17 protein-coding genes are annotated in these 23555 nt (G+C 70.7%); 7 read left to right on the top strand and 10 right to left on the bottom strand.

Annotation, left to right across the window (positions count from 1 at the left end; genetic code table 11):
- Positions 1-77 precede the first annotated feature (77 nt).
- The 6 genes from AB0C62_RS12830 to AB0C62_RS12805 all read left to right on the top strand — a co-directional run bounded on the left by AB0C62_RS12830 (position 78) and on the right by AB0C62_RS12805 (position 11618).
- Complete coding sequence (locus AB0C62_RS12830) at positions 78-1082, top strand: sugar ABC transporter permease (protein WP_351427624.1); 1005 nt, start codon at positions 78-80, stop codon at positions 1080-1082.
- 13 nt (positions 1083-1095) lie between these two features.
- Positions 1096-2004 carry an ABC transporter permease subunit gene (locus AB0C62_RS12825; protein ID WP_362972314.1) on the top strand — a complete coding sequence of 303 codons (909 nt, stop codon included), beginning with the start codon at positions 1096-1098 and terminating at the stop codon, positions 2002-2004.
- Between the two features lie 279 nt (positions 2005-2283).
- Positions 2284-3963, top strand: coding sequence for a glycoside hydrolase family 13 protein (locus AB0C62_RS12820; RefSeq protein ID WP_362972312.1), 1680 nt, complete (start codon positions 2284-2286; stop codon positions 3961-3963).
- A 229-nt stretch (positions 3964-4192) separates the two neighbouring features.
- The gene (locus tag AB0C62_RS12815) at positions 4193-5575 is read left to right on the top strand and encodes an alpha-amylase family protein (RefSeq protein ID WP_362972310.1); all 1383 of its coding nucleotides are present in this window, start codon (positions 4193-4195) and stop codon (positions 5573-5575) included.
- 138 nt (positions 5576-5713) lie between these two features.
- A complete protein-coding gene (gene pulA, locus AB0C62_RS12810) occupies positions 5714-11119 on the top strand; it encodes a pullulanase-type alpha-1,6-glucosidase (RefSeq protein WP_362972308.1) in 5406 nt (1801 codons plus the stop codon).
- A gap of 142 nt (positions 11120-11261) precedes the next feature.
- Entirely contained in the window at positions 11262-11618 is a 357-nt protein-coding gene (locus AB0C62_RS12805) for a 5-carboxymethyl-2-hydroxymuconate Delta-isomerase (RefSeq protein ID WP_362972306.1), read from the top strand.
- A gap of 21 nt (positions 11619-11639) precedes the next feature.
- On the opposite strand, the gene AB0C62_RS12800 is transcribed toward AB0C62_RS12805, so the two are convergent.
- From AB0C62_RS12800 to AB0C62_RS12780, 5 genes are all read right to left on the bottom strand, one after another.
- Positions 11640-12341 carry a TetR/AcrR family transcriptional regulator gene (locus AB0C62_RS12800; protein ID WP_362972304.1) on the bottom strand — a complete coding sequence of 234 codons (702 nt, stop codon included), beginning with the start codon at positions 12339-12341 and terminating at the stop codon, positions 11640-11642.
- A gap of 57 nt (positions 12342-12398) precedes the next feature.
- Complete coding sequence (locus AB0C62_RS12795) at positions 12399-13448, bottom strand: PDR/VanB family oxidoreductase (protein ID WP_362972302.1); 1050 nt, start codon at positions 13446-13448, stop codon at positions 12399-12401.
- Entirely contained in the window at positions 13448-14368 is a 921-nt protein-coding gene (locus AB0C62_RS12790; RefSeq protein ID WP_362972300.1) for a metal-dependent hydrolase, read from the bottom strand. The genes AB0C62_RS12795 and AB0C62_RS12790 overlap by 1 nt, the downstream gene beginning before the upstream one ends.
- Before the next feature lie 139 nt (positions 14369-14507).
- Positions 14508-16436: a hypothetical protein gene (locus AB0C62_RS12785; protein WP_362972298.1), complete on the bottom strand. Its 1929-nt coding sequence runs from the start codon at positions 16434-16436 to the stop codon at positions 14508-14510.
- Between the two features lie 50 nt (positions 16437-16486).
- Positions 16487-16996: a tetratricopeptide repeat protein gene (locus tag AB0C62_RS12780; RefSeq protein WP_362972296.1), complete on the bottom strand. Its 510-nt coding sequence runs from the start codon at positions 16994-16996 to the stop codon at positions 16487-16489.
- Between the two features lie 157 nt (positions 16997-17153).
- Between AB0C62_RS12780 and AB0C62_RS12775 the strand changes: the two genes are divergently transcribed.
- Positions 17154-17591, top strand: a complete 438-nt coding sequence (locus AB0C62_RS12775) for a hypothetical protein (RefSeq protein ID WP_362972294.1) — start codon at positions 17154-17156, stop codon at positions 17589-17591.
- Between the two features lie 96 nt (positions 17592-17687).
- On the opposite strand, the gene AB0C62_RS12770 is transcribed toward AB0C62_RS12775, so the two are convergent.
- The 5 genes from AB0C62_RS12770 to AB0C62_RS12750 all read right to left on the bottom strand — a co-directional run bounded on the left by AB0C62_RS12770 (position 17688) and on the right by AB0C62_RS12750 (position 23245).
- The gene (locus AB0C62_RS12770) at positions 17688-19265 is read right to left on the bottom strand and encodes a DUF1996 domain-containing protein (RefSeq protein WP_362972292.1); all 1578 of its coding nucleotides are present in this window, start codon (positions 19263-19265) and stop codon (positions 17688-17690) included.
- 212 nt (positions 19266-19477) lie between these two features.
- Complete coding sequence (locus AB0C62_RS12765) at positions 19478-20134, bottom strand: response regulator transcription factor (protein WP_362972290.1); 657 nt, start codon at positions 20132-20134, stop codon at positions 19478-19480.
- A complete protein-coding gene (locus AB0C62_RS12760) occupies positions 20119-21390 on the bottom strand; it encodes a sensor domain-containing protein (RefSeq protein ID WP_362972288.1) in 1272 nt (423 codons plus the stop codon). The genes AB0C62_RS12765 and AB0C62_RS12760 overlap by 16 nt, the downstream gene beginning before the upstream one ends.
- Before the next feature lie 140 nt (positions 21391-21530).
- Positions 21531-22517, bottom strand: coding sequence for an NAD-dependent epimerase/dehydratase family protein (locus tag AB0C62_RS12755; protein ID WP_362972537.1), 987 nt, complete (start codon positions 22515-22517; stop codon positions 21531-21533).
- A gap of 131 nt (positions 22518-22648) precedes the next feature.
- The gene (locus AB0C62_RS12750) at positions 22649-23245 is read right to left on the bottom strand and encodes a winged helix-turn-helix domain-containing protein (RefSeq protein WP_362972286.1); all 597 of its coding nucleotides are present in this window, start codon (positions 23243-23245) and stop codon (positions 22649-22651) included.
- Between the last annotated feature and the right edge of the window lie 310 nt (positions 23246-23555).

The raw sequence follows: 23555 nt of genomic DNA, 5'->3' as shown, positions 1-23555 counted from the left end.
CTGCCGGACGGGGGAACGGTTCCGGCGGCCACCGGCCGTGTGCGCCCAACTCCTGATCTTGCAGAAGGTGTCGAACCATGACAGTCGCCATCGACCGAGCGACCGGCAAGCGCCGCGGTGACCGAGCACCGCGCCCCGGCCGGATGCAGCGTCTGAAGCACTCGTACCAGAAGTACTGGTACGCGTACGCGATGATCGCCCCGGTCGTCGTCGTACTCGGCGGATTGGTGCTCTATCCCCTGGTACGGGGCCTCTACCTGACGCTCACGGACGCCAACAGCCTCAACTCGGCCCGCACGATCGGCGTCAACCACATCGACGCCACCTACAAGTTCATCGGCCTCGACAACTACAAGGACATCCTCTGGGGCCCGACGTCGTACGACCGCTTCTGGTCGCACTTCATCTGGACCATCGCCTGGACCGTCCTGTGTGTCGCCCTGCACTACTGCATCGGCCTCGGCCTCGCGCTGCTGCTGAACCAGAAGCTGCGCGGCCGCACCGTCTACCGGCTGATCCTCGTGCTGCCGTGGGCCGTGCCGACGTTCGTCACCGTCTTCGGCTGGCGGTTCATGCTCGCCGACGGCGGCATCATCAACGCCATGCTCGACGCGGTGCACCTGCCCTCCCCGGCGTGGCTGGAGGACACCTTCTGGCAGCGGTTCGCCGCGATCATGGTCAACACCTGGTGCGGTGTGCCGTTCATGATGGTCTCGCTGCTCGGCGGACTCCAGTCCATCGACTCCACGCTGTACGAGGCCGCCGAGATGGACGGCGCGAACGCCTGGCAGCAGTTCCGTTACGTCACCCTGCCGGGCCTCAGGTCGGTCAGCTCCACCGTCGTGCTCCTCGGTGTGATCTGGACCTTCAACCAGTTCGCCGTGATCTTCCTGCTGTTCGGCAACACCGCCCCGGACGCGCAGATCCTCGTCACCTGGGCCTACTACCTCGGCTTCGGACAGCAGCCGCGCGACTTCGCGCAGTCGGCCGCCTACGGCATGCTGCTGCTGGCCATCCTCGTCGTCTTCACCTCCTTCTACCGCCGCTGGCTGAACCGCAATGACCAGCAGCTCGCGATCTGAGGCGGGAGTCTCCATGAGCACCACCACCCTGCGGACGCCGCCGGCCGAAGAGGCCCCCGTCCCCGACGCGTCGCCGCGTCCGGCCCGGAGGCGCGGCGAGCAGAGCCGCGCCGGCTCGCTCGCCTCCCACGGCATCCTGACCGTCGCGAGCCTCGTCGCGCTGTTCCCGATCGCCTGGCTGGTCTTCCTGTCGCTCGGCCCGGACAAGGACGACTACCTGCACCCCGGACGCATCTGGGACACGATGACGTTCGACAACTACTCCTTCGTGCTCCAGCACACGAACTTCTTCGACTGGATGAAGAGTTCGCTCATCGTGTCGTTGGGCACCACGGTGATCGGCGTGATGGTCGCGGCCACCACCGGATACGCGGTCTCGCGCATGCGCTTTCCCGGCTACCGGAAGTTCATGTGGGTCCTGCTGGTCACCCAGATGTTCCCGATCGCCGTGCTCATCGTGCCGATGTACCAGATCCTCTCGGACCTGCAGCTCATCGACTCCTACCTCGGCCTGATCCTCGTCTACTGCTCGACGGCCGTCCCCTACAGCGCCTGGCTGCTCAAGGGGTACTTCGACACCATCCCGTTCGAGATCGACGAGGCCGGACGCGTCGACGGGCTGAGCCCCTTCGGCACCTTCTTCCGGCTGATCCTGCCGCTCGCCAAGCCGGGCCTCGCGGTGGCCGCGTTCTACAACTTCATCACCGCGTTCGGCGAGGTCGCCTTCGCCTCCACGTTCATGCTGGACGACTCGAAGTACACCTTCGCCGTCGGACTCCAGAGCTTCGTCAGCGAGCACGACGCACAGCGCAACCTGATGGCCGCGACCGCGGTCCTGGTCGCGATACCCGTGTCCGCGTTCTTCTACCTCGTGCAGAAGAACCTGGTGACCGGACTGACCGCCGGCGGCACGAAGGGCTGACCCGCGCGGGACGCCCCAGAACGCCCGCCACCGAAAGACTCCCGCGCGCCCCTGGCGCGCGGGTGGCGGCCGCGGTGCCCATCCGACCCCGCCGGTACCGCGGCCGCCTCATCTCCCCACCTTCCACACCGACTTCGTCATCGCCCACACCGACTTCGTCGGCCCGGACCTCCACCGCCCGTGCTCCGCGTCCCGCGCGAGCAGGGGCCGCCCCCACCGAACTCCTCCGCACGACCGGCCGCGCCCGGGCCGCGGGGAACCCATCGCATCAAGGACGCCATGAGCCAGCACTCCGCCGACCAGGCCCCGAACTCCGTTCTCGCCACCGTCGCCGCGCACCGCGACTGGTGGCGCGACGCGGTGATCTACCAGGTCTATCCGCGCAGCTTCGCCGACAGCAACGGCGACGGCATGGGCGACCTGGAGGGCGTACGCTCCCGACTCCCGTACCTGCGTGACCTCGGCGTGGACGCCGTGTGGCTCAGCCCCTTCTACGCCTCGCCGCAGGCCGACGCCGGCTACGACGTGGCGGACTACCGGGCCGTGGACCCCATGTTCGGCAACCTCCTGGACGCCGACGCGCTCATCCGCGACGCCCACGGACTCGGCCTGCGGATCATCGTCGACCTGGTGCCCAACCACTCCTCGGACCAGCACGAGTGGTTCAAGCGCGCTCTGCGCGAGGGCCCCGGCTCCGACCTGCGCGACCGCTACCACTTCCGTCCCGGCAAGGGCGCGGACGGCGAACTGCCGCCCAACGACTGGGAGTCCATCTTCGGCGGGCCCGCCTGGACCCGGGTCACCGAGCCGGACGGCACCCCGGGCGAGTGGTACCTGCACCTCTTCGCGCCCGAGCAGCCCGACTTCAACTGGGAACACCCCGCCGTCGGCGACGAGTTCCGCTCCATCCTGCGGTTCTGGCTCGACATGGGCGTCGACGGCTTCCGCATCGACGTCGCGCACGGCCTGGTCAAGGCGGAGGGCCTGCCGGACCTCGGCGACCACGACCAGCTGAAGCTGCTGGGCAACGATGTCATGCCGTTCTTCGACCAGGACGGCGTGCACGAGGTCTACCGGCAGTGGCGCACCATCCTCGACGAGTACTCCGGTGAGCGCATCTTCGTCGCCGAGGCGTGGACGCCGACCATCGAGCGCACGGCGAACTACGTGCGTCCCGACGAGCTGCACCAGGCCTTCAACTTCCAGTACCTGGGCACCCACTGGGACGCGGCCGAGCTGCGTTCGGTGATCGACCGCACCCTCGACGCGATGCGTCCGGTCGGAGCCCCCTCCACCTGGGTGCTGTCGAACCACGACGTGACCCGGCACGCCACCCGGTTCGCCAACGAGCCCGGCCTCGGCACCCAGATCCGCACCGCCGGTGACCGGCAGCTCGGCCTGCGCCGGGCCCGCGCGGCGAGCCTGCTGATGCTGGCGCTGCCCGGCTCCGCCTACCTCTACCAGGGCGAGGAGCTCGGCCTGCCGGACGTCGTCGACCTGCCCGACGAGGTGCGCCAGGACCCCGCCTACTTCCGGGGCGCCGGACAGGACGGCTTCCGTGACGGCTGCCGGGTGCCGATCCCGTGGACGCGCGCCGGCACCTCGTACGGCTTCGGTGACGGCGGCAGCTGGCTGCCGCAGCCGGCCGAGTGGGCGGAGCTGAGCATCGAGGCGCAGACCGGGGTGGAGGGCTCGACCCTGGAGCTGTACCGGGAGGCGCTCGCGGTGCGCCGTGAGCGGGCCGACCTCGGCGCGGGCGACTCCGTCGAGTGGCTCGACGCGCCCGAAGGCGTCCTCGCCTTCCGGCGGGGTGACGTCGTCTGCACCGCGAACACGGGCGGCGCGGCCGTCACCGTGCCGGTATACGGCCGGGTGCTCGTCGCGAGCGGCGAGGTGACCGTGGAGCGGAACGGCGAGGCGAAGCTGCCCGCCGACACGACCGTGTGGTGGGCAGCCTGACCCTGCCCCACCACGGCTGAGCGGTGCCCCGGTCCTCCAGGACCGGGGCACCGCTTTTTCACGCCCTGAAATCTCTTACGACATCTTGCTGAAACTTGTTGGCAAGAGATACGTTCCGGCACACGCCCGACTGATTTACCGGGCAACTTCCTTCCAGGGCCCCCCACTTGCACCCCGGAGCCCCGGTCACCCGCACACCCCCACCGCACAACGACGTGCAGGAGATGACATGGCCAAGAGAACTCTTGCCACCGCGCTCGCGCTGGCCGCAGGCATGGCCGCCTCGGTGGTCCTCCCCGCCGGTACCGCCGAAGCCACTCCGCCCGGCACCAAGGACGTCACCGCCGTCCTCTTCGAGTGGAAATTCGACTCGGTCGCCAAGGAGTGCACCAACACACTGGGCCCCGCCGGATACGGCTACGTCCAGGTGTCCCCGCCCGCCGAGCACATACAGGGCTCGCAGTGGTGGACCTCGTACCAGCCCGTCAGCTATCGGATCGCCGGGCGGCTCGGTGACGCCACCGCCTTCAAGAACATGGTCGGCACCTGCCACGCGGCCGGCGTGAAGGTCGTGACGGACACCGTGATCAACCACATGTCCGCCGGCTCGGGCACCGGCACCGGCGGCTCGTCGTACACGAAGTACAACTACCCCGGTCTGTACTCCTCGTACGACATGGACGACTGCACCGCCAGCATCAGCGACTACACCAACCGCTCCAACGTCCAGAACTGCGAACTCGTCGGCCTCGCCGACCTGGACACCGGCGAGGAGTACGTCCGCTCCACCATCGCCGGGTACCTGAACACCCTGCTCGGCTACGGCGTCGACGGCTTCCGCGTCGACGCGGCCAAGCACATCCCGGCGGGCGACCTCGCCAACATCAAGTCCCGGCTGAGCAACCCGTCGGCGTACTGGAAGCAGGAGGTCATCTACGGCTCCGGCGAGGCCGTCCAGCCCACCGAGTACACCGGCAACGGCGACGTCCAGGAGTTCCGCTACGCCTACGACCTCAAGCGGGTCTTCAACGACGAGAACCTCGCCTACCTGAAGAACTACGGCGAGGGCTGGGGCTACCTGAACAGCTCCGTCGCCGCCGTCTTCGTCGACAACCACGACACCGAGCGCAACGGCTCGACGCTCAACTACAAGGACGGCGCGAACTACACCCTCGCCAACGTCTTCATGCTCGCCTACCCGTACGGCGCCCCCGACATCAACTCCGGCTACGAGTGGTCGAACGCGGACGCCGGACCGCCCAACGGCGGCACCGTCAACGCCTGCTGGCAGGACGGCTGGAAGTGCCAGCACGCCTGGCCGGAGATCAAGTCGATGGTCGCCTTCCGCAACACCACCCGCGGGCAGGCGCTGAGCAACTGGTGGGACAACGGCAACGACGCCATCGCCTTCGGCCGTGGCAGCAAGGGCTTCGTCGCCATCAACCACGAGACCTCGTCGCTGAGTCGGACGTACACGACCTCCCTCGCGGCGGGCACCTACTGCAACGTGCAGAACAACACGCAGGTCACGGTGAACAGTTCGGGGCAGTTCACGGCAACCCTGGGCGCCAACACAGCACTCGCGATCTACGCGGGCAAGTCCAGCTGCTGAAAAGTCTTTCCGCATGTTGCAAGACTCTTGCTGTAAACCTTGCGTGAGCGATACGGTCACGCGGGCGTTCGGCACCGAAGCCGGAACGCAGCGCGGGGTCGGACCCGAGTACGCCGTCATCGCTAGGAGTTCACTGCTGTGGACCTGATACCGAGAGGGTCGGCGCGCCGCTTCGGCCGCCCCAGGCTGCGCGCAGCCGTCCTCGCCGCCGCACTGGCCGTATCGCTCGCGCAACCCCTCGCGGCGCGGGCCGAGACCCCGCCCGCACCCCCGTCCGACGCGAAGCTCGCGGCCGAGCCCGCGCGGCACGACGCCACCCGCGACCAGTTCTACTTCGTGATGCCGGACCGCTTCGCCAACGGCGACACCTCCAACGACGAGGGCGGACTGACCGGTTCCCGGCTGTCGACCGGATACGACCCGACGGACAAGGGCTTCTACCAGGGCGGCGACCTCAAGGGCCTGACGAAGCGGCTCGACTACATCAAGGGCCTCGGCACCACCGCCATCTGGATGGCGCCGATCTTCAAGAACCAGCCCGTGCAGGGCACCGGCAAGGACGCCTCGGCCGGCTACCACGGCTACTGGATCACCGACTTCACCCAGGTCGACCCGCACTTCGGCACCAACAAGGACCTGGAGAAGCTGATCTCCACGGCCCACGCCAAGGGCATGAAGGTCTTCTTCGACGTCATCACCAACCACACGGCCGACGTCGTCGACTACCGGGAGAAGTCCTACGGCTACCTCTCCAAGGGCGCCTTCCCCTATCTGACCAAGGACGGCCGGCCCTTCGACGACGCCGACTACGCGGACGGCGCCCACGGCTTCCCGTCGGTGGACACCGACTCCTTCCCGCGGACGCCGACGGTGCCCGCCGAGAAGAAGAACGCCAAGGTCCCGTCCTGGCTCAACGACCCGACCATGTACAGCAACCGCGGCGACTCCACCTACGCGGGCGAGTCCACCACGTACGGCGACTTCTCCGGCCTCGACGACCTGTGGACCGAGCGTCCCGAGGTGGTCAGCGGCATGGAGAAGATCTACCAGCGGTGGGTGAAGGACTTCGGCATCGACGGCTTCCGGATCGACACCGTGAAGCACGTGAACATGGAGTTCTGGACGCAGTGGGCGACCGCCCTCGACGCGTACGCCGCCCGGCACGGCCGCAAGGACTTCTTCATGTTCGGCGAGGTCTACTCCGCCGACACCTCGGTCACCGCGCCGTACGTCACCGAGGGCCGGCTCGACGCCACCCTGGACTTCCCCTTCCAGGACGCGGCCCGTTCGTACGCCTCCCAGGGCGGCAGCGCGAAGAAGCTGGCGTCGGTGTTCGGGGACGACTACAAGTACACGACCGACAAGGCCAACGCGTACGAGCAGGTCACCTTCCTCGGCAACCACGACATGGGCCGCATCGGGTACTTCCTGGACCAGGACAACCCGAAGGCGACCGACGCCGAACTGCTGAGGAAGGACAGGCTCGCCAACGAGCTGATGTTCCTCAGCCGCGGCAACCCGGTCGTCTACTACGGCGACGAACAGGGATTCACCGGCTCCGGCGGCGACAAGGACGCCCGGCAGACGATGTTCGCCTCGAAGGTCGCCGACTACCTCGACGACGACGAGATCGGCACCGACCGCACCCACGCGAGCGACGCCTACGACACGAACGCCCCGCTCTACCGCCAGATCAGCGCTCTCTCCAAGCTCCGCAAGGCCAACCCGGCCCTCGCCGACGGCGTCCAGACGGAGCGCTACGCCGCCGACGGCGCGGGCGTGTACGCCTTCTCCCGCACGGACGCGAAGTCCGGCACCGAGTACGTCGTCGCCGTGAACAACGCCGACGAGGCCAAGTCGGCCACGTTCGCCACGGGTTCGGCGGGCATGGACTTCCGCGGGATCCACGGCACCTCCGCCTCCGTGCGCAGTGACGCCGACAAGCAGGTCACCGTCACGGTCCCGGCCGGTTCGGCGATCGTCCTCAGGGCCGCGGGCCGGATCGCCGCTCCCGCGACGAAGCCGACGCTGACCGTGAAGGCCCCCGAGGCCGGCGCGACCGGCACCGTCGAGATCGGCGCCGACGTCACCGGCGGCCGGCTCGACCGGGTCGTCTTCGCCGCCCAGGTCGGCACCGGCGCGTGGCGCACCCTCGGCTCCGCCGACCACGCCCCGTACAAGGTCACCCAGACCATCGGCAAGGACGTACCGGCCGGAACACCCCTGCGCTACAAGGCCGTTGTCGTCGACTCGGCGGGCCGCACCGCGAGTGCCACGGCCGCCTCGGTCACCGGCACCCCGCCCGCCGCGGAGATCCCGACGGCCACCTCCCGTGACTACGCGATCGTCCACTACAAGCGCACCGACGACGACTACACCGACTGGCGGCTGTACGCCTGGGGCGACCTCGCCGACGGTGAGGCCACGACCTGGCCCGCCGGCCACGACTTCGTCGGCCGCGACGCCTACGGGGCCTTCGCCTACGTCAAGCTGAAGCCGGGCGCCTCCAGTGTCGGCTTCCTCGTCATCGACAAGGACGGCAACAAGGACGTCGCCACCGACCGCACCATCGACGTCACGAAGACCGGCGAGGTCTGGCTCGAACAGGGCAAGGAGCCGGTCCTCACCGAACGGCCCGACTACCCCGCCCAGAACAGGACCAAGGCCGTACTGCACTACCACCGCGCCGACGGCGACTACACGGGCTGGGGCCTGCACACCTGGACCGGGGCCGCGACGCCCACGGACTGGACGAAGCCCCTGGAGCCGGTGCGCACCGACGCCTACGGAGCCGTCTACGAGGTGCCGCTCGCCGAGGGCGCGACCAGCCTCAGCTACATCCTCCACAAGGGCGACGAGAAGGACCTGCCCAGCGACCAGTCCCTCGACCTGACCGCGAACGGCCACGAGGTGTGGCTGCTCGGCGGCCAGGAGAAGTACCTGCTCCCGCAGCCCGCGGGCAGTGCGGCCGCCCTCGACCCGACCACCTCCAAGGCGGTCTGGATCGACCGGGACACGGTCGTCTGGAACGGCTCCGACGCCGCCGTCTCCACCCAGCTCCTGTCCTCCCGCGACGGCTCGATCGCTGTCAAGGACGGGACGCTGACCAGCGACGACGAACGCTGGCTGCGGCTGGAGAAGACCACCCTCACCGACGCGCAGAAGGCCGCGTTCCCGCACCTGAAGACGTACACCGCGTGGTCGGTCGACCCGCGCGACCGCGACCGGGTCCGGGCCTCGCTCGGCGGCCAGCTCGTCGCCTCGCAACGCGCGGCCAACGGCGCCGTGCTCGCGGCGACCGGCGTCCAGACCGCCGGCGTCCTGGACGACCTGTACGACGCGAGGAAGGCGCGGCTCGGACCGGTCTTCCACGACGGAGTCCCCACCCTGTCCGTGTGGGCCCCGACCGCACAGTCGGTGAACCTCGACCTCGACGGCACCACCGTCGCGATGCGACGGAACGACACCACCGGCGTCTGGTCCGTCACGGGCAGGCCGTCCTGGAAGGGCAAGCCCTACCGCTACGTCGTGAAGGTGTGGGCGCCGACCGTCGGCAAGCTCGTCACCAACAAGGTCACCGACCCGTACTCGGTCGCCCTGACCACCGACTCGGAGCGCAGCCTGGTCGTCGACCTGGACGCCCCCTCCCTCGCCCCGTCCGGCTGGTCCTCGCTGAAGAAGCCCAAGGCCGTGCCGCTGCGGGACGCGCAGATCCAGGAACTGCACGTCCGCGACTTCTCGGTGGAGGACGAGACCGTCCCCGCGAAGGACAAGGGCACCTACCTCGCCTTCACCGACAGGAACAGCGACGGCTCGAAGCACCTGAGGAAGCTGGCCGCGTCCGGCACCTCGTACGTGCACCTGCTGCCCGCCTTCGACCTCGCGACCGTCCCGGAGAAGAAGGCCGACCGGGCGAGCACCGACTGTGATCTGGCCTCCTATCCGGCCGACTCCGAGAAGCAGCAGGAGTGCGTGGCGAAGACCGCCGCGAAGGACGCCTACAACTGGGGCTACGACCCGTACCACTACACGGTCCCCGAGGGGTCCTACGCCACGGACCCCGAAGGCACCGGGCGCACGGTCGAGTTCCGGAAGATGGTCAAGTCGCTGAACGAGGACGGCCTCAGGGTCGTCATGGACGTCGTCTACAACCACACCGCCGCGAGCGGCCAGGCCGACACCAGCGTCCTCGACCGGATCGTCCCCGGCTACTACCAGCGGCTCATGGCCGACGGCGGCGTGGCCACCTCCACCTGCTGCGCGGGCACGGCTCCCGAGAACGCCATGATGGGCAAGCTCGTCGTCGACTCGATCGTCACCTGGGCCAAGGAGTACAAGGTCGACGGCTTCCGCTTCGACCTCATGGGACACCACCCCAAGGCCAACATCCTGGCGGTCAGGAAGGCGCTCGACGCGCTCACCGTCGCCAAGGACGGCGTCGACGGCAGGAAGATCGTCCTGTACGGCGAGGGCTGGAACTTCGGCGAGGTCGCCGACGACGCCCGCTTCGTCCAGGCCACCCAGAAGAACATGGCCGGGACCGGGATCGCGACCTTCTCCGACCGCGCCCGCGACGCCGTGCGCGGCGGCAGCCCCTTCGACGAGGACCCCGGCGTCCAGGGCTTCGCGTCCGGCCTGTACACCGACCCCAACTCCTCGTCCGCCAACGGCACACCGGCCGAGCAGAAGGCCCGCCTGCTGCACTACCAGGACCTCATCAAGGTCGGCCTGACCGGGAACCTGGCCGCGTTCCGCTTCACCGACTCCGCGGGCAAGGAGGTCACGGGCTCCGAGGTCGACTACAACGGTCAGCCGGCCGGCTACGCCGAGGCGCCGGGCGACGCGCTCGCCTACGCCGACGCACACGACAACGAGTCGCTGTACGACGCGCTGACGTACAAGCTGCCCGCCACGACCGGCGCCGCCGACCGGGCCCGGATGCAGGTCCTGGCCATGGCGACGGCCACCCTCTCGCAGGGACCGTCCCTCTCCCAGGCCGGATCCGACCTGCTGCGCTCCAAGTCCCTGGACCGCAACTCCTTCGACAGCGGTGACTGGTTCAACGCCATCCACTGGAACTGCCAGGACGGCAACGGGTTCGGGCGCGGGCTGCCGCCGGCCGCGGACAACGCCGCCAAGTGGCCCTACGCCAAACCGCTGCTGACGACCGTCTCGGTCGGCTGCGCCCAGATCGACGGCACGTCCGCCGCCTACCAGGACCTGCAGCGCATCCGTACGGGCGAGGACGTCTTCTCGCTCTCCACGGCCGCGCAGGTGCAGTCGAAGCTGTCCTTCCCGCTGTCGGGCGAGGACGAGACCCCCGGAGTGATCACCGCGCGCCTCGGCGACCTCGTGATCGTCTTCAACGCGACTCCGGAGAAGCAGGAACAGAAGGTCGGCTCCCTCGCCGGGGCGGCGTACGCGCTGCACCCGGTGCAGGCCAAGGGCGCGGACCCCGTCGTCAAGTCCTCGTCCTACGCGCGGACCTCGGGCACCTTCACGGTCCCGGCGCGGACGGTGGCGGTGTTCACCCGGACCCGGTAGCCGGGAGTCGACAGCCGCACCGACGCTGGGGCTCCGGGGACCGCACCCCGGAGCCCCGGGGACCGCACCCGCCCTGCCCGGCCTCCGTCGCCGGGCAGGGCTAGGGTGTTCGGGACCTTCCCGCCCGGACCAGGAGCGCCCCATGCCGCAGATCACCGTCGACTACTCCGCGTCGCTCGACGACGCCTTCGACCGGCAGGGTTTCGCCCGCGCGCTGCACGACGAGGTGGTCGTGACGGCCGCGGCGAAGATCGGTGCCTGCAAGACGCAGTTCCGCCGCACCGAGGACACCGTGGTCGGCGCGGACACCGCCGGGCACGCCGTCGTGCACGTCACCCTCGGGCTGCTCGCCGGGCGGACCGATGAGGTCAGGACGAAGCTCGCCGAGGCGACCCTGGAGCTGCTGAGGACCTATGTGAAGCCGGCCGGGGGAGTGGAACTGCACGCCTCCGCCGAGGTCCGCGACCTCGACCCCTCGTACCGCAAGTTCGAGGCGTAGACCGGGCTCCCGTGCTCGCCCCTACGGCGCGGGCGGGGTGGCCAGCGAGATGAGCCGGACGGCGAGGTCGGTGAACGGGCCGTCGCCCGGCTCGCCCTCCAGCCCCCTGCGCAGCAGAGCGGCCACCTCGTCGTCGTAGGCCGCGCTCACCGCGGCCAGCGCCGCGAAGTCGTGCACGAGCTGGACCTCCAGCTCGCCGCGCGGGATGCGCCGGCCGTCCAGCCAGATCAGCGCGGTCGACTCGACCAGCGAGATCCAGGAGCGGACCACGAGCTCCAGCCGGGCCGGCGGGTTCTGCACGTTCAGATGCGACAGGACCTGGAGGTACGCGGCCTGCCGGACGGAGTCGACCAGGGCGTTGGTGGTGGAGGAGCCGACGGCCGGCCCGCCCCGCATCAGGGCCGCGAAGCCGGGCCCGTGATCGTCGACGAAGTCGAAGAACCGGCGCATCACCCGCAGCAGCCGCGCCCCGAGCGGTCCCTCGTGGGCCTCCACGAAACGGCCCGCCAGATCGTCCGCCGCCCGCTGCAACGCGGCCTCGTACAGGCTGAGTTTGCCCGGGAAGTAGTGGTACACGAGCGGACGTGAGATGCCCGCGGCGGAGGCTATCTCGTCGATGGAGACCTCGTCGGGCGAGCGTCGGCTGAACAGGTCGAGGGCGACGCCGATGAGCTGCTGCCGTCGCTCCTCGACACCCATCCTGCGGCGTACCCCGGTTGTCATGCGAACACCTTACCGATCGGATCCGGCCCGGAACGGGCCGGTCCGGGCCGCCGGCGCTCACATGTCCAGGACGATGCGCTCCCCTCGCGCGCGGGAGACACAGATCAGCATCGAGTCGTCACGCTCCGCGTCCGTCAGCAGTTCGTCCCGGTGGTCGATCTCGCCCTCCAGGACGCGCTGTTGGCACGTCCCGCAGAACCCCTGCTCGCACGAGTACAGGGTGTCGGGGAACTCCGCGCGGACGGCGGCGAGGACCGTGGAGCCCGCCGGGACGGTCACCGTACGTCCGCTGCGCCGCAGTTCCACCTCGAAGGAGCTGTCGCCCGACCCGGGCGCCCGCGCCGTGAACCGTTCCAGGTGCAGGGTGCGGCCCTCGGGGACGCGGGCCTCGACCGCGGCCATCAGTCCGTCGGGACCGCAGCAGTAGACGGCCGTGCCCGCGGGAAGGTCCGCGAACAGGGCGTCCAGGTCCGGCAGTCCGTCCTCGTCCTCGGCGACCACGGTGACCCGGGTGCGGTCGAGCTTCTCGATCTCCTCCAGGAACGGCATCGAGGCACGCGTCCGGCCGCCGTACAGCAGGCGCCAGTCGGTGCCCTCCCCGACGGACCGCAGCATCGGCAGGACGGGGGTGATGCCGATGCCGCCCGCGACGAACACGTAGGCCGGGGCGTCCACGAGCGGGAAGCGGTTGCGCGGCCCGCGCACCTCGACCTCCGTGCCCTCCTGGAGCTGCTCGTGCACCTCCCGCGACCCGCCCCGCCCGTCCTCGACCAGCCGGGTCGCGACGGTGTACGAGGAGCTGTCCTCCGGGTCCCCGCACAGCGAGTACTGCCGGACGAGCCCCGAGGGCAGCACCAGGTCGAGATGGGCGCCCGGCTCCCAGGACGGCAGATCCGTTCCCTCCAGGCGCAGTTGGACGACGCCGTCGGCGACCCACTCGTGCCGGGTGACCAGGAGCCGCAGCGCCCGTGACCGGGGCCGGCCGGAGACCGGTTCCTCCAGGGCGGGCAGCGGCCACAGCGGCGACGCCCCGATCCGGCGCCGCAGCGCACGCCGGACCAGCAGGGCCGTACCGGCGACCGCGACGACGGTCCGCAGCCTGGGCATCACGCGGCACCAGCACCCTTCTCGGCGAGGGAGGCCGCCACGGCGGCGGGGGAGGAGGCCAGATAGGCGACGGCCTGTTCGGTGGAGCCCTCCTGAGAGGGGTGGTAGGTGCGGCTCAGATAGCGCGGGATCGACCGGAGCATCGCCCCGGTGGACGGCAGCACACCGCGCTTGCCGCTGACGTAGAAGTCCTTGAACGTGGCGCGGCCGTCGGCGAGCGTCGGATCGTTCTCCATGAAGAACCGGGACCCGCGCTGCCACAGGAACACCAGCGCGGTGAAGGCGGTCGCCCAGGTGCGCGCCCGCCGCCGGTAGCTCCCGTCGACGTGCTGGAACAGCTCGAAGGCCACCGAGCGGTGCTCGACCTCCTCGGCGCCGTGCCAGCGCAGCAGGTCCAGCATGGTGGGGTCGGCGCCGCGCCGGTCCAGCTCCTTCGCGTTCAGCACCCAGTCGCCGAGGAAGGCGGTGTAGTGCTCGATCGCCGCGATCAGGGCGACCCGCTCCAGCAGCCACCACCTGCGTGCCCTGCCCGGCGGCAGGGTCCGGTCGCCGAGCAGCTTCTCGAAGAGCCAGTCGACCTGCGCGGTGTACGGCGTCGGGTCGAGCCCCAGCTCCTTGAGGTGCGGCAGCACCTCGTCGTGCGCCTGCGAGTGCATCGCCTCCTGGCCGATGAACCCGATGACGTCCGCGCGCAGCCGCTCGTCGCGGATGAGCGGGAGGACCTGCCGGTAGACGTGCACGAACCACCGCTCACCAGCGGGCAGCAGCAGATGCAGCACGTTGATGGTGTGCGTGGCGAACGCATCGTCCGGCACCCAGTGCAGCGGTGTGTCCTCCCACGAGAACGACACCTTGCGCGCCTTGAGCGCCGTCCACTCGGACTCGACCGGCAGGGGCAGCCGGGCCTGCGTGTTAGACATGGCGTCAATGTACTGACGGGTAGGCGTGTGGAGAACCCCTGTGCGCCCACTTATTTACGTACCCGTCAGCAACGGGTGGTCGAAACGACGCTGCCGGCCACCCCGCCCGAGGTGGCCGACAGCGTCGAGGCGTCCGGTTTCAGCGAAGTCCGCTGATGCCCCGGCCGTCCTCCAGGGTCCCCTTCAGCTGGGCCTGCGCCCCCTGCTTCGTCCGTACGGCGAGCAGCGGTCCCTGGGCCGAGCCGCGTACCCCGCCGCTCGCCGCGACCGACGCCGTGTCCTTGGTGCCGGCCGCGAGCAGGTACCAGGACCCGGCGCCCGACTTCCACAGCACACCGGCCAGCACGTGCGGGTCGCGGGAGCCGCACGCGGGGGAGTTCTCGGCCTTCGCCGCGACCGCCCCGTACGTCCCGCCGGGCGTGCGGAACTGGGCCAGCACCCGGGTGCCGCCACCCCGCCAGGTGTCGGCGCGGGTGCACACCCAGGTCGCCGAGCCGCTCGCGTCGGGCAGCGCCTGCTGCGCGAACTGCCAGGCGTTCACCGACCGCACGCCCTGCGAGCGCACCGAGGCCAGCGAGCACGCGAAGGGCGCCCATCCCCGCAGGTTCGCTGCGCCCGTCGCCTCCCTCGGGGCGGCGGGCCGGCCCACGGTCAGGTGGGCCGGGATCAGCTCACCGAGGTCGCTCAGCAGCCGGGTGCCCGAACCGTCGTCGACCTGGAGCACGTTCCACGACGTGCACGCTCCGGTCTGCGGCGGGCCCGCCAGTGGCGAGGTGGAGCCGTCGGCGGACAGGGTGAGGTCCATCGTGCCGGTGTTCGGCTTCAGCAGGTCGCGCTCGGCGGCCTTCTTCACCCAGGGCGCCGTCAGATAGCGGACGTTGCCGTCGGCGCGGCTCAGCACCACCGCGCTCGCCTCGGCCCCGCGCGCCCCGTCCACCCGGGCGAAGTCGAGGGCCGCACCGCTCGTGCCGTCCTTCGGCTCGGCGTAGCGGGCGATGCGCAGACCGTCGTAGAGGAGCACCACCCGCGCCTGGTCGACGGTGCCCGCGTACAGCAGCTGGGGCGGTCCGGGCGGGGCGCCCGACGGGGTGCCGGGCGTCGCCGACACCTGGACGGACTCCCCGGGCCTCGCCCACACCGCGAGCGCGCGGCGCAGCAGCCCGCTGTCCTCGACGAGGTCGCCGCGCGCGGGCCACACGGAGAAGTCGGTGCGCGCGGACGACTCCCAGGCGGCGGGCGCCACCCGCTCCAGCCGGGCCGGGTTCAGCGCGGCCTCGGCGGCCGGGTTCTGCGCGTACGAGGGGGCCGCGGCACCGTCCGGGCCCCAGCCGTCGCCCGGCAGCCCGAGCAGCGCGCCGCACACGGTCAGCGCGGCGGCGGCCGCGAGGGCGGCCCGCAGGTGCTGCCTGCGCCGCATCAGGTCGGTGGGCCGCGCGTGCAGCGAGCAGGGATCGAACTCCGGGGAGGCGAGCAGCGCGTCCCGCGCCTCGACGCCGGCCGCCTCCGTCAGCGCCGCCGCCGGGTCCGCCACGCCCGCGGCCGCCAGCACCTTGCGCAGCTGCGGGTCGGGCAGTTTCTCCAGGCCGCGCAGCACGTACGCGGCGCGGGCGGGGCCGGAGAGCGCGGACAGCCGCTGGTCCAGGGCGAGTTCGTCGGCACCGCCCGAACGCGGGAACAGCCGCAGGCCCCACACATGGGGGAGCAGCGGCGGCAACTGGGACCGCTTCGGCCAGGCCCGCCGCTTCAGCGGCAGCCCGGCCTCCAGCGCCGAACGCACCACCTGGAGGCGGACGAACGCGTAGCCCGGGTCGCCGTCACGGCCGCCGCCGTTCTGCTGCGCCGGGATGACCGACGCGTCGCCGGACGCCCGGCCGCGGGGCAGCGCGCGCTGGGTGAGGGCGTGCGCCGTCAGGACCCGCCGGTTGCGGCCGAGGCTCGGCGGCAGCACCAGATACGCGAGCCGGACCAGCCGCGGGTAGTGCTCGACGAGTGCCGCCTCGGCCTGCTCGACGTCGATGACCGTTCCGGAGGAGGCTGCGGGGCGTTTGGCTACATCCTGTGACTGCACGTTCAGCAAAACGAGCGAACGGGTGGATGGTCACCGGCCCCGCCGGGGGCTCAGGAGCCGGACTCCTCCGGCTCCACCAGCAGGCGGGCGTAGTTCGCCATCGACCGCTGGTAGCGGGGCAGATGAGGGGCCAGGGCGCCGATCACCAGGGCGAGGCCCTCGCGTTCGCGGCCGAGGTCGGCGAGGCAGAGCGCGAGGCAGGCACGTACCGCGTCGTCCAACTCGTCCGAGGGCGCGACCAGTTCGGGGGTGAGGAGCTTGACGCCCTCGTCCGCCTGTCCGATGTTGCGCAGCGAGCTGGAGAGCTGGATCTTGGCGCGGCGGCCCTTGTACCCGCTCAGGCCGTGGGCCAGGGCCTCGCGGTACAGCGGCACGGCCCGGTCGGAGTGGCCCGTCGAGTCCCAGGCGCAGGCCTGCTCGAAGGGGCCGAGGGGGCTGTCGGCGGGCAGTTCGGCGACCAGGGCGTCGATCACCGCCCGGAAGTCCGCCGCCCGCTCTTCCTCGTAGGTGTCGAAAGTGGCCCAGGCGGCCGCCGTACGCTCTTCCCAGTCTTCGTTCACGAGGGACACCCTCGCACAGCCGTGCCACCAGCGGTATCGGGTTCCGCGTGCGAAAACGGCGTCCCGTTGAGCACGGGGCGCCCCGGAGCCGTATCGAGGACAGAGCCCTTGCCGGGGCTCGCTTCGGCGTGAGCGCCGACAGGTACCGGAGGAACGTATGAGGGTGACACGCGAGAGGCTTCTGGCCGGGGCGGCCGTGACCGTCCTGCTGACGCTGACCGGCTGCGGCGGCGGATCGGACGACAAGGCGGCCGCCGCGCGGGAGACCGTCCCGGCCACGGCGACCGGCAGCCTGGAGGATCTGGCGGCCGAGGTGAAGTGCCGTCCGGACATCCAGACCGACGCGGACGAGATCCGCCAGGGGGTCTGCAAGGTCGACGCGGGCAAGTTCATCCTGGCGACCTTCGCCACCGACCGCGGTCAGCGCGAGTGGCTCAACGGGGCGAAGGACTACGGCGGTTCGTATCTCGTGGGCGCCAAGTGGGTGGCCGTCGGCGACCAGAAGATGGTCACGTCCCTGCGCGGCCGGCTCGGCGGAACGCTGGAGGAAGGGACCTCGCACGGAGCGCACGCCGGTCACGAGCACAGCGGCTGACCTCGCCGACCCGGTCCCCGGTTCGACGGACCGGCGACGTGAGGACACAAGAAAGCCGGTGGCGGGAGAATCCCGCCACCGGCTTCCTCATGGGGGTCACTTACAACGCTGGCCCTTGTTGATGCAGTTGACCATCTTGTTCATCAGGTTGTCGTCGAAGACGTTGATGAAGTCGTCGTGGTCGGTTGCCGCCTTGTGCAGCTGCTCGGGGAATCCGTCCACCGCGTAGGCGTTCTTGATCTGCCCGTTCTGCAGGGTCGGTGCCCGGAAGCCGTAGACGAGGCGCATCGTCAGCTGCGGAACGGCCTTGAAGCCGTTGGCGCAGTTGCCCTGGGCGTCCGCGAAGGCCACGTGCGTACGGTGGTTCGCGCTGTCGATGTTCACCCCGTCCCAGCAGCTCTGGAAGGCGAAGGTGCGGACCACGGTGCTGCCGCGCGGGCAGATCGGGTACTGCTGCGTGAGCTGCACCTTGTTCTCGAAGCCGGTGCAGGACCAGTGGGCGTTGGCGTTCGCCAGACCGTTGGTCGTGGTCTTCGCGTCACCGGTGATGATGCGCAGGAACTTCGGCATGGCGACGACCTTGCTCTTCGCGCTGCCGACGAACTTGATCTGTGCCTGCTTGACCTGCTGGATCTGGCCGACGTTTCCTTCCTTGCCACCGCCGTCGTTGTTCTGGTCGAAGTCCTGCGTACCGTTCTGGATACGCACGACCGGCCAGTAGTACGTCGACTTGTCACCCTGGTTGGCGCAGGTGGTCTTGGCCGCGGCGAACGTGTCGTTGTTGGCGAACGCGTCGTTCGACTGGTTGCCGACGTAGTCGTGCAGGTGGTGCGCGCCGTTGCTGACGCCGGGCGCCACGATGACGTTGTCGGTGTTGAACTTCTTGTTCGCGTTCACGCCGCAGGACGTGGTGAACGTGCCCGTCGAACCACCGGCCCGGGTCCGTGCCTTACGGGGCACGTTCGCCTGGACCTTCGTGATGTCGACGAAGTCCGAGGCGAGCGGCCCGTTGCCGGCCTGACCGCCGTTGCCCGTCTGCTGGCCTCCGCCCTGCTGGCCTCCGCCCTGCTGGCCTCCGCCCTGCTGGCCGCCGGCGCTCGCGCTGGCGGAGGGAGCCGGACTGGCCGTCCCGCCGTTGTTCTGGCCACCGTTGTTCTGACCGCCGTTGTTCTGGCCGTTGTTGCCCCAGCCGGCGTTGGTCTGGTTGGCGGGCGTCCCCGTGCAGGAGGACAGGCCGTCGAGCGAGGACGGTGCCGAACCGCCGACCCGGCTGATCTCCAGCTTGATGCGGTCGATGATCACCGACCGGTTGTTCTTCAGCGGTCCGAGGATGGAGTTCTGGACGAAGCTCGCGTCCCTCGTCTGCGCGTCACGGGTGGTGGCGAGCCGCTGGTAGGCGGCGGTGATCTGTTCGTCCAGCGTGGCGAGTTCGCCGTCGACCTCACCGCGAGCCTTGTTCGGCACGTTGGTCAGCTTCTGACCGACGTCCGGACAACTGATGGTGGCCACCTGAGCGGTGGCGGCCTTCGTGGTGTTGGGAGAAGAGTTCTCCTCGTGCGCCGAGGCGTAGAAGTTCGCCCAGACCAGTCCACCCCCGCCGATCGCGAGCGCTGCCGACGCGGCGATGGCCCGAACGGCCAGCGGCGAACGGCGTTTTCGTATGTTGCGTCCCATGGAACTCCTCTGACTTCCTTGCGGGGCATCGAGGGCGCCCGACAGGAGTGAAGCGGCTCCATTCCATACGCACGGGGCGGGTGGGGTGTTCAGAAACCCCGGAAAATCTTAGAGGTTCGTGAGACCAATTCGGGCACAATGGGCTCAGAAGCCCCCGAATTCACGGGAGTTGATCTCGCCCAAAAGGTTTGAGGGCGCTTTTTGACTGAAATTCAGTGGGCGTCCCGGTCCAAATAGGCGAGCACCGCGAGAACGCGCCGATTGTCGTCGTCCGACACCTCAAGGCCGAGCTTGGCGAAGATGTTGGAGGTGTGTTTGGCGATCGCCCTTTCCGTCACGACGAGGTGCGCCGCGATCGCCGCGTTGGACCGGCCCTGCGCCATCAGGTCCAGCACCTCCCGCTCCCGCGGGGTGAGCCGTCCGACCGGCTGGTCCCCGACCCTCCGCCGGGCCAGCAGCTGCTGGATCACCTGCGGGTCCATGGCCGTGCCTCCCGCCGCCACCCTGCGTACGGCGTCAATGAACTGGTCCGCGTCGAACACCCGGTCCTTCAGCAGATAGCCGACCCCGCCGCTGCCGTCGGCGAGCAGCTCGCGCGCGTACAGCTGCTCGACGTGCTGCGACAGGACGAGCACCGGCAGCCCGGGCCGCTCGCGCCGGGCCCGCAGCGCGCACTGCAGCCCCTCGTCGGTGTGCGAGGGCGGCAGTCGTACGTCCACCACCGCCACGTCCGGCTGCAACTCCCTCAGCGCCTTGGTGAGTTCGGGCCCGCTCTCGACCGCCGCGGCGATCTCGAAGCCGTAGGCCTCCAGCATCCGGACCAGGCCGTCGCGCAACAGGAAGAGGTCTTCGGCTAGGACGACACGCAAGGGATCTCCAGGGTGACCCGGGTGGGACCGCCCGCGGGGCTGCTGACGGCGAGGACGCCGTCGAATGTACCGAGCCGCCGCTCGATCCCGTCGAGCCCGGATCCGGCGCCGACGCGGGCGCCGCCCCGGCCGTTGTCGATGACGGTGATCCGGAGCGTGCCGTCCCGGTGGTGCACGTCGATCCAGAGCCGGTCGGCGCCGGAGTGCTTGACCGCGTTGGCCAGCACCTCGCTCACCGCGAAGTACGCGGCCGACTCGACCGGCGCCTCCACCCGCCCGGCCAGGTCCACGTCGACCTCGCTCACCGGCGGCAGGCTCAGCGCCAACGCCCTGATCGCGTCACCGAGTCCGCGTTCCGCGAGCACCGGCGGGTGGATGCCGCGGACGAGGTCGCGCAGCTCGGTGAGCGCCTCGGCGGACGACTTCCGTGCCTGCGCCAGCAGGTGTTTCGCCCGTGCGGGGTCCTTCTCGATGAGCGCCTCGACGGTTCCCAGGTCCATGCCCACCGCGACCAGGCGGGCCTGCGCGCCGTCGTGCAGGTCCCGCTCGATGCGCCGCAGTTCGGCGGCCGAGGTGTCCACCGCGTCCCGCCGCGTCTCGGTCAACACCCGTACCCGCTCGGCGAGTTCTCCTTCGCCGGGGGCCAGGACGGCACGGGTGACGCGGAAGTGGAGCCGCAGGAGGAGAGGGGAGAGGACGAGGGAGGCGGCCAGGAGCGCGGCGCCGAGCACACCCGCCGCCAGGGCCGACGCCTGGCCGGAGACCGGCACGAACCCGTACCACCAGCCGACGTGCGTGCCGTCCGTGAACACCCGCCACAGGCCGAGCGCGAGCGCGAAACCCTCCAGCGGATACAGGACCAGCGCGGCGGGCAGCACCGCGGTGAGGAATCCCGCGGTCATGTCGAACAGCAGCCAGCGCACGTCCCGCCAGGTGGCCGGGTCCCTGAGCATCCCGAAACAGCGCGCCCAGGGGTTCGCCCCCTCGGGCAACGGCCGGTAGGCCGCCGGGATCCGCACCCCGCACCACCGGGCCGCGACCAGCCGCCGCGCGTCCGCGAAGGCCCGGACGGCGGTCAGCACCCGCGGTGTCGTGACGATCCCCACACCGACCGGCACCAGCAGGACGGACACGACGGTCAGGACGAACAGCCCGACCGACCCGGCCAGTCCCGTCACGGCGACCGCCAGCCCCCGCGCCCCGGCCACCAGGGCTTCCCGCCCGCGGGCCCGGGCCTCCAACCTCTGCGACTCCATGCCCCGAGTCTCGCCGACCGACGGAACCACGTCACTGGGCCGAACCCCCTGCCGGAGGGTGGTGCCAGCAGCACCCCCCCGGGAGAGACGGGGGTGGGGGGCGGGGCCGATCCGCCCTGTCCCGAGCGGCGCCGTGGGTCTCAGACGCCGAGGACCTTGGCCTCGACCGCGGGGTCGAGGCCCACCGCCGGTCGGTCGGGCCGCAGCGGCGCCGTTCCGCCGCGCGACCGGAGCCACTCCCAGGTGTCGGCGACGGTCTCCCGCACGGGCCGGCAGCGGAGCCCGGCCGCGACCGCCCGGGAGACGTCCGCCGAGTGCAGGGCGGCGTGCAGCTCGCTCGCGGGCGGCACCCACACCGGCAACTGCGTCCACGGCTCGATTCCCGCGGCCAGGACGGTGTCCGGGTCGGTCCAGCGCAGCTCCGCGTGCCCCCCGGTGACCTCGGCGCACGCGTCGAGCAGCGCCCCCATCGTGCTGTGGCCCTGCGGACTCACCAGGTTGTACGCGCCGCCGAGCCCCGCCTCCGCCGCCGTGAGCGTCCACTCCGCGAGGTCCCGCACGTCGACGTACTGGAGCGGCAGTTCACGCGGTCCCGGCGCGAGGACGGGACCGCCCGCCGCGACCCGGTTCAGCCACCACGGCAGCCGCCCGATGTTCTCGTACGGCCCGAGGATCAGCCCGCACCGCACGAGCAGGGAGCCGTCCGGGCCGAAGGCGTCGAGCGCGGCCAGTTCGCCGCCCCGCTTGTCCCGCGCGTAGTCGGTCGCCTCCGCGTCGGCCGACGCCCCGTCCACGACCCGCGCGTCCTCGCCGTACCCGGCCTCCGGCGCCCACGCGTACACGGAACAGCTCGACACGTACACGTACCGGGACACCCGCCCGGCCAGCAGGCGCGCGCTGTCCCGGACCACGCGGGGCGCCCCCGACCAGGTGTCGACGACGAGGTCCCACGTGTCGGAGGTACCGGCGAGCGCCGCAAGCCCGTCCGGGGCGGTGCGGTCGCCCAGCAACGACCGCACCCCGGAGGGGGGTTCGTGCCGCCCGCGGTGGAAGACGGTGACCTCCCACCCCCGGCCGAGCGCCGCCTCCACGACGGCGCGCCCCACGAACTCCGTCCCGCCCAGCATCAGAAGTCTCCGTGTCATACGGACGACTCTGCCCGCCGCACCCGGCCGGCGGAACACGAATCTGCTGACAGAAGATGCGGCCGGGGCGGCGGCGGACGGGTCACGGGCGAGCGGGTCGACCCGCGGTCAGGTCAACGGCCGTTCGACGGAGCGTACTTGTAGCCCACGCGGCGCACCGTCTGGATGGACTGCCGGTGCTGCGCCCCGAGCTTGCGGCGCAGTCGCGCGACATGGACGTCGACGGTCCGGCCGTCCCCCACGTGGCCGTACCCCCACACTGTGGAGACCAGCTGGTCGCGGGTGTGCACGCGGTGCGGGTGCTGGACGAGGTGCGCGAGCAGCTCGAACTCCAGATAGGTGAGGTCCAGGATCCGTCCGTCGACCTCGGCGGTCCGCTGCACGGTGTCGATGCGCACCAACGGGTCACCGGCGCCCGAGGCGGTGGGCGACGGCTCGGCGCTGTCAGGCGCCGCCCGGTCCGGTACGGCCACGGGCAGCAGGGGCTGCTGGTCCGCCGGCACGAGGACCAGGTAGCCGATCATCGGCGGCTGTCCCGGCAGGACCGGCAGGGTGTGCGGGGGAGCGGGCAGCCAGGTGGCGCCCGGCGGCAGGAAGCCGGCGACGTCGACCACCTCGTCCCGGTCGACGGCACGCAGTCGGTGCCGTCCCGGGGAGGTCGAGGGGGTGGGAGCCGTCGCTACGGAGGAGAAGGAACGAGTGGTCGCCATGAGAGGTCAGCTCTTTCGCGCGAGGAGTCCGTCGGGTGGTCGACGACCGCGGGTTCGTGGCCGGGTCGTCGAGGACGTACGTCGTGCGCGCTGGCCGAAGGCCGGGGTGTACGGCTTTAGAGGGCCGGCGCGTTCGTCGCGCGGCAACACACCCGGTCGAAGTCGTGGTGCTGACGGGAAGGCCAGAAGGGCTCGAGGTCATGGCGACCCGTCGCGATGCACTTCTGGTAGCTGGCCATGCCCCCATTGAAGCAGAAGGCGGAGCGCGGCAGGAGACTCCTTCCACGGACCGGACGCATCCTTGGCGTGA

The organism is Streptomyces sp. NPDC048643, assembly GCF_040650615.1.
GTDB lineage: Bacteria > Actinomycetota > Actinomycetes > Streptomycetales > Streptomycetaceae > Streptomyces.
This window is presented reverse-complemented; position numbering and strand designations above follow the sequence as displayed.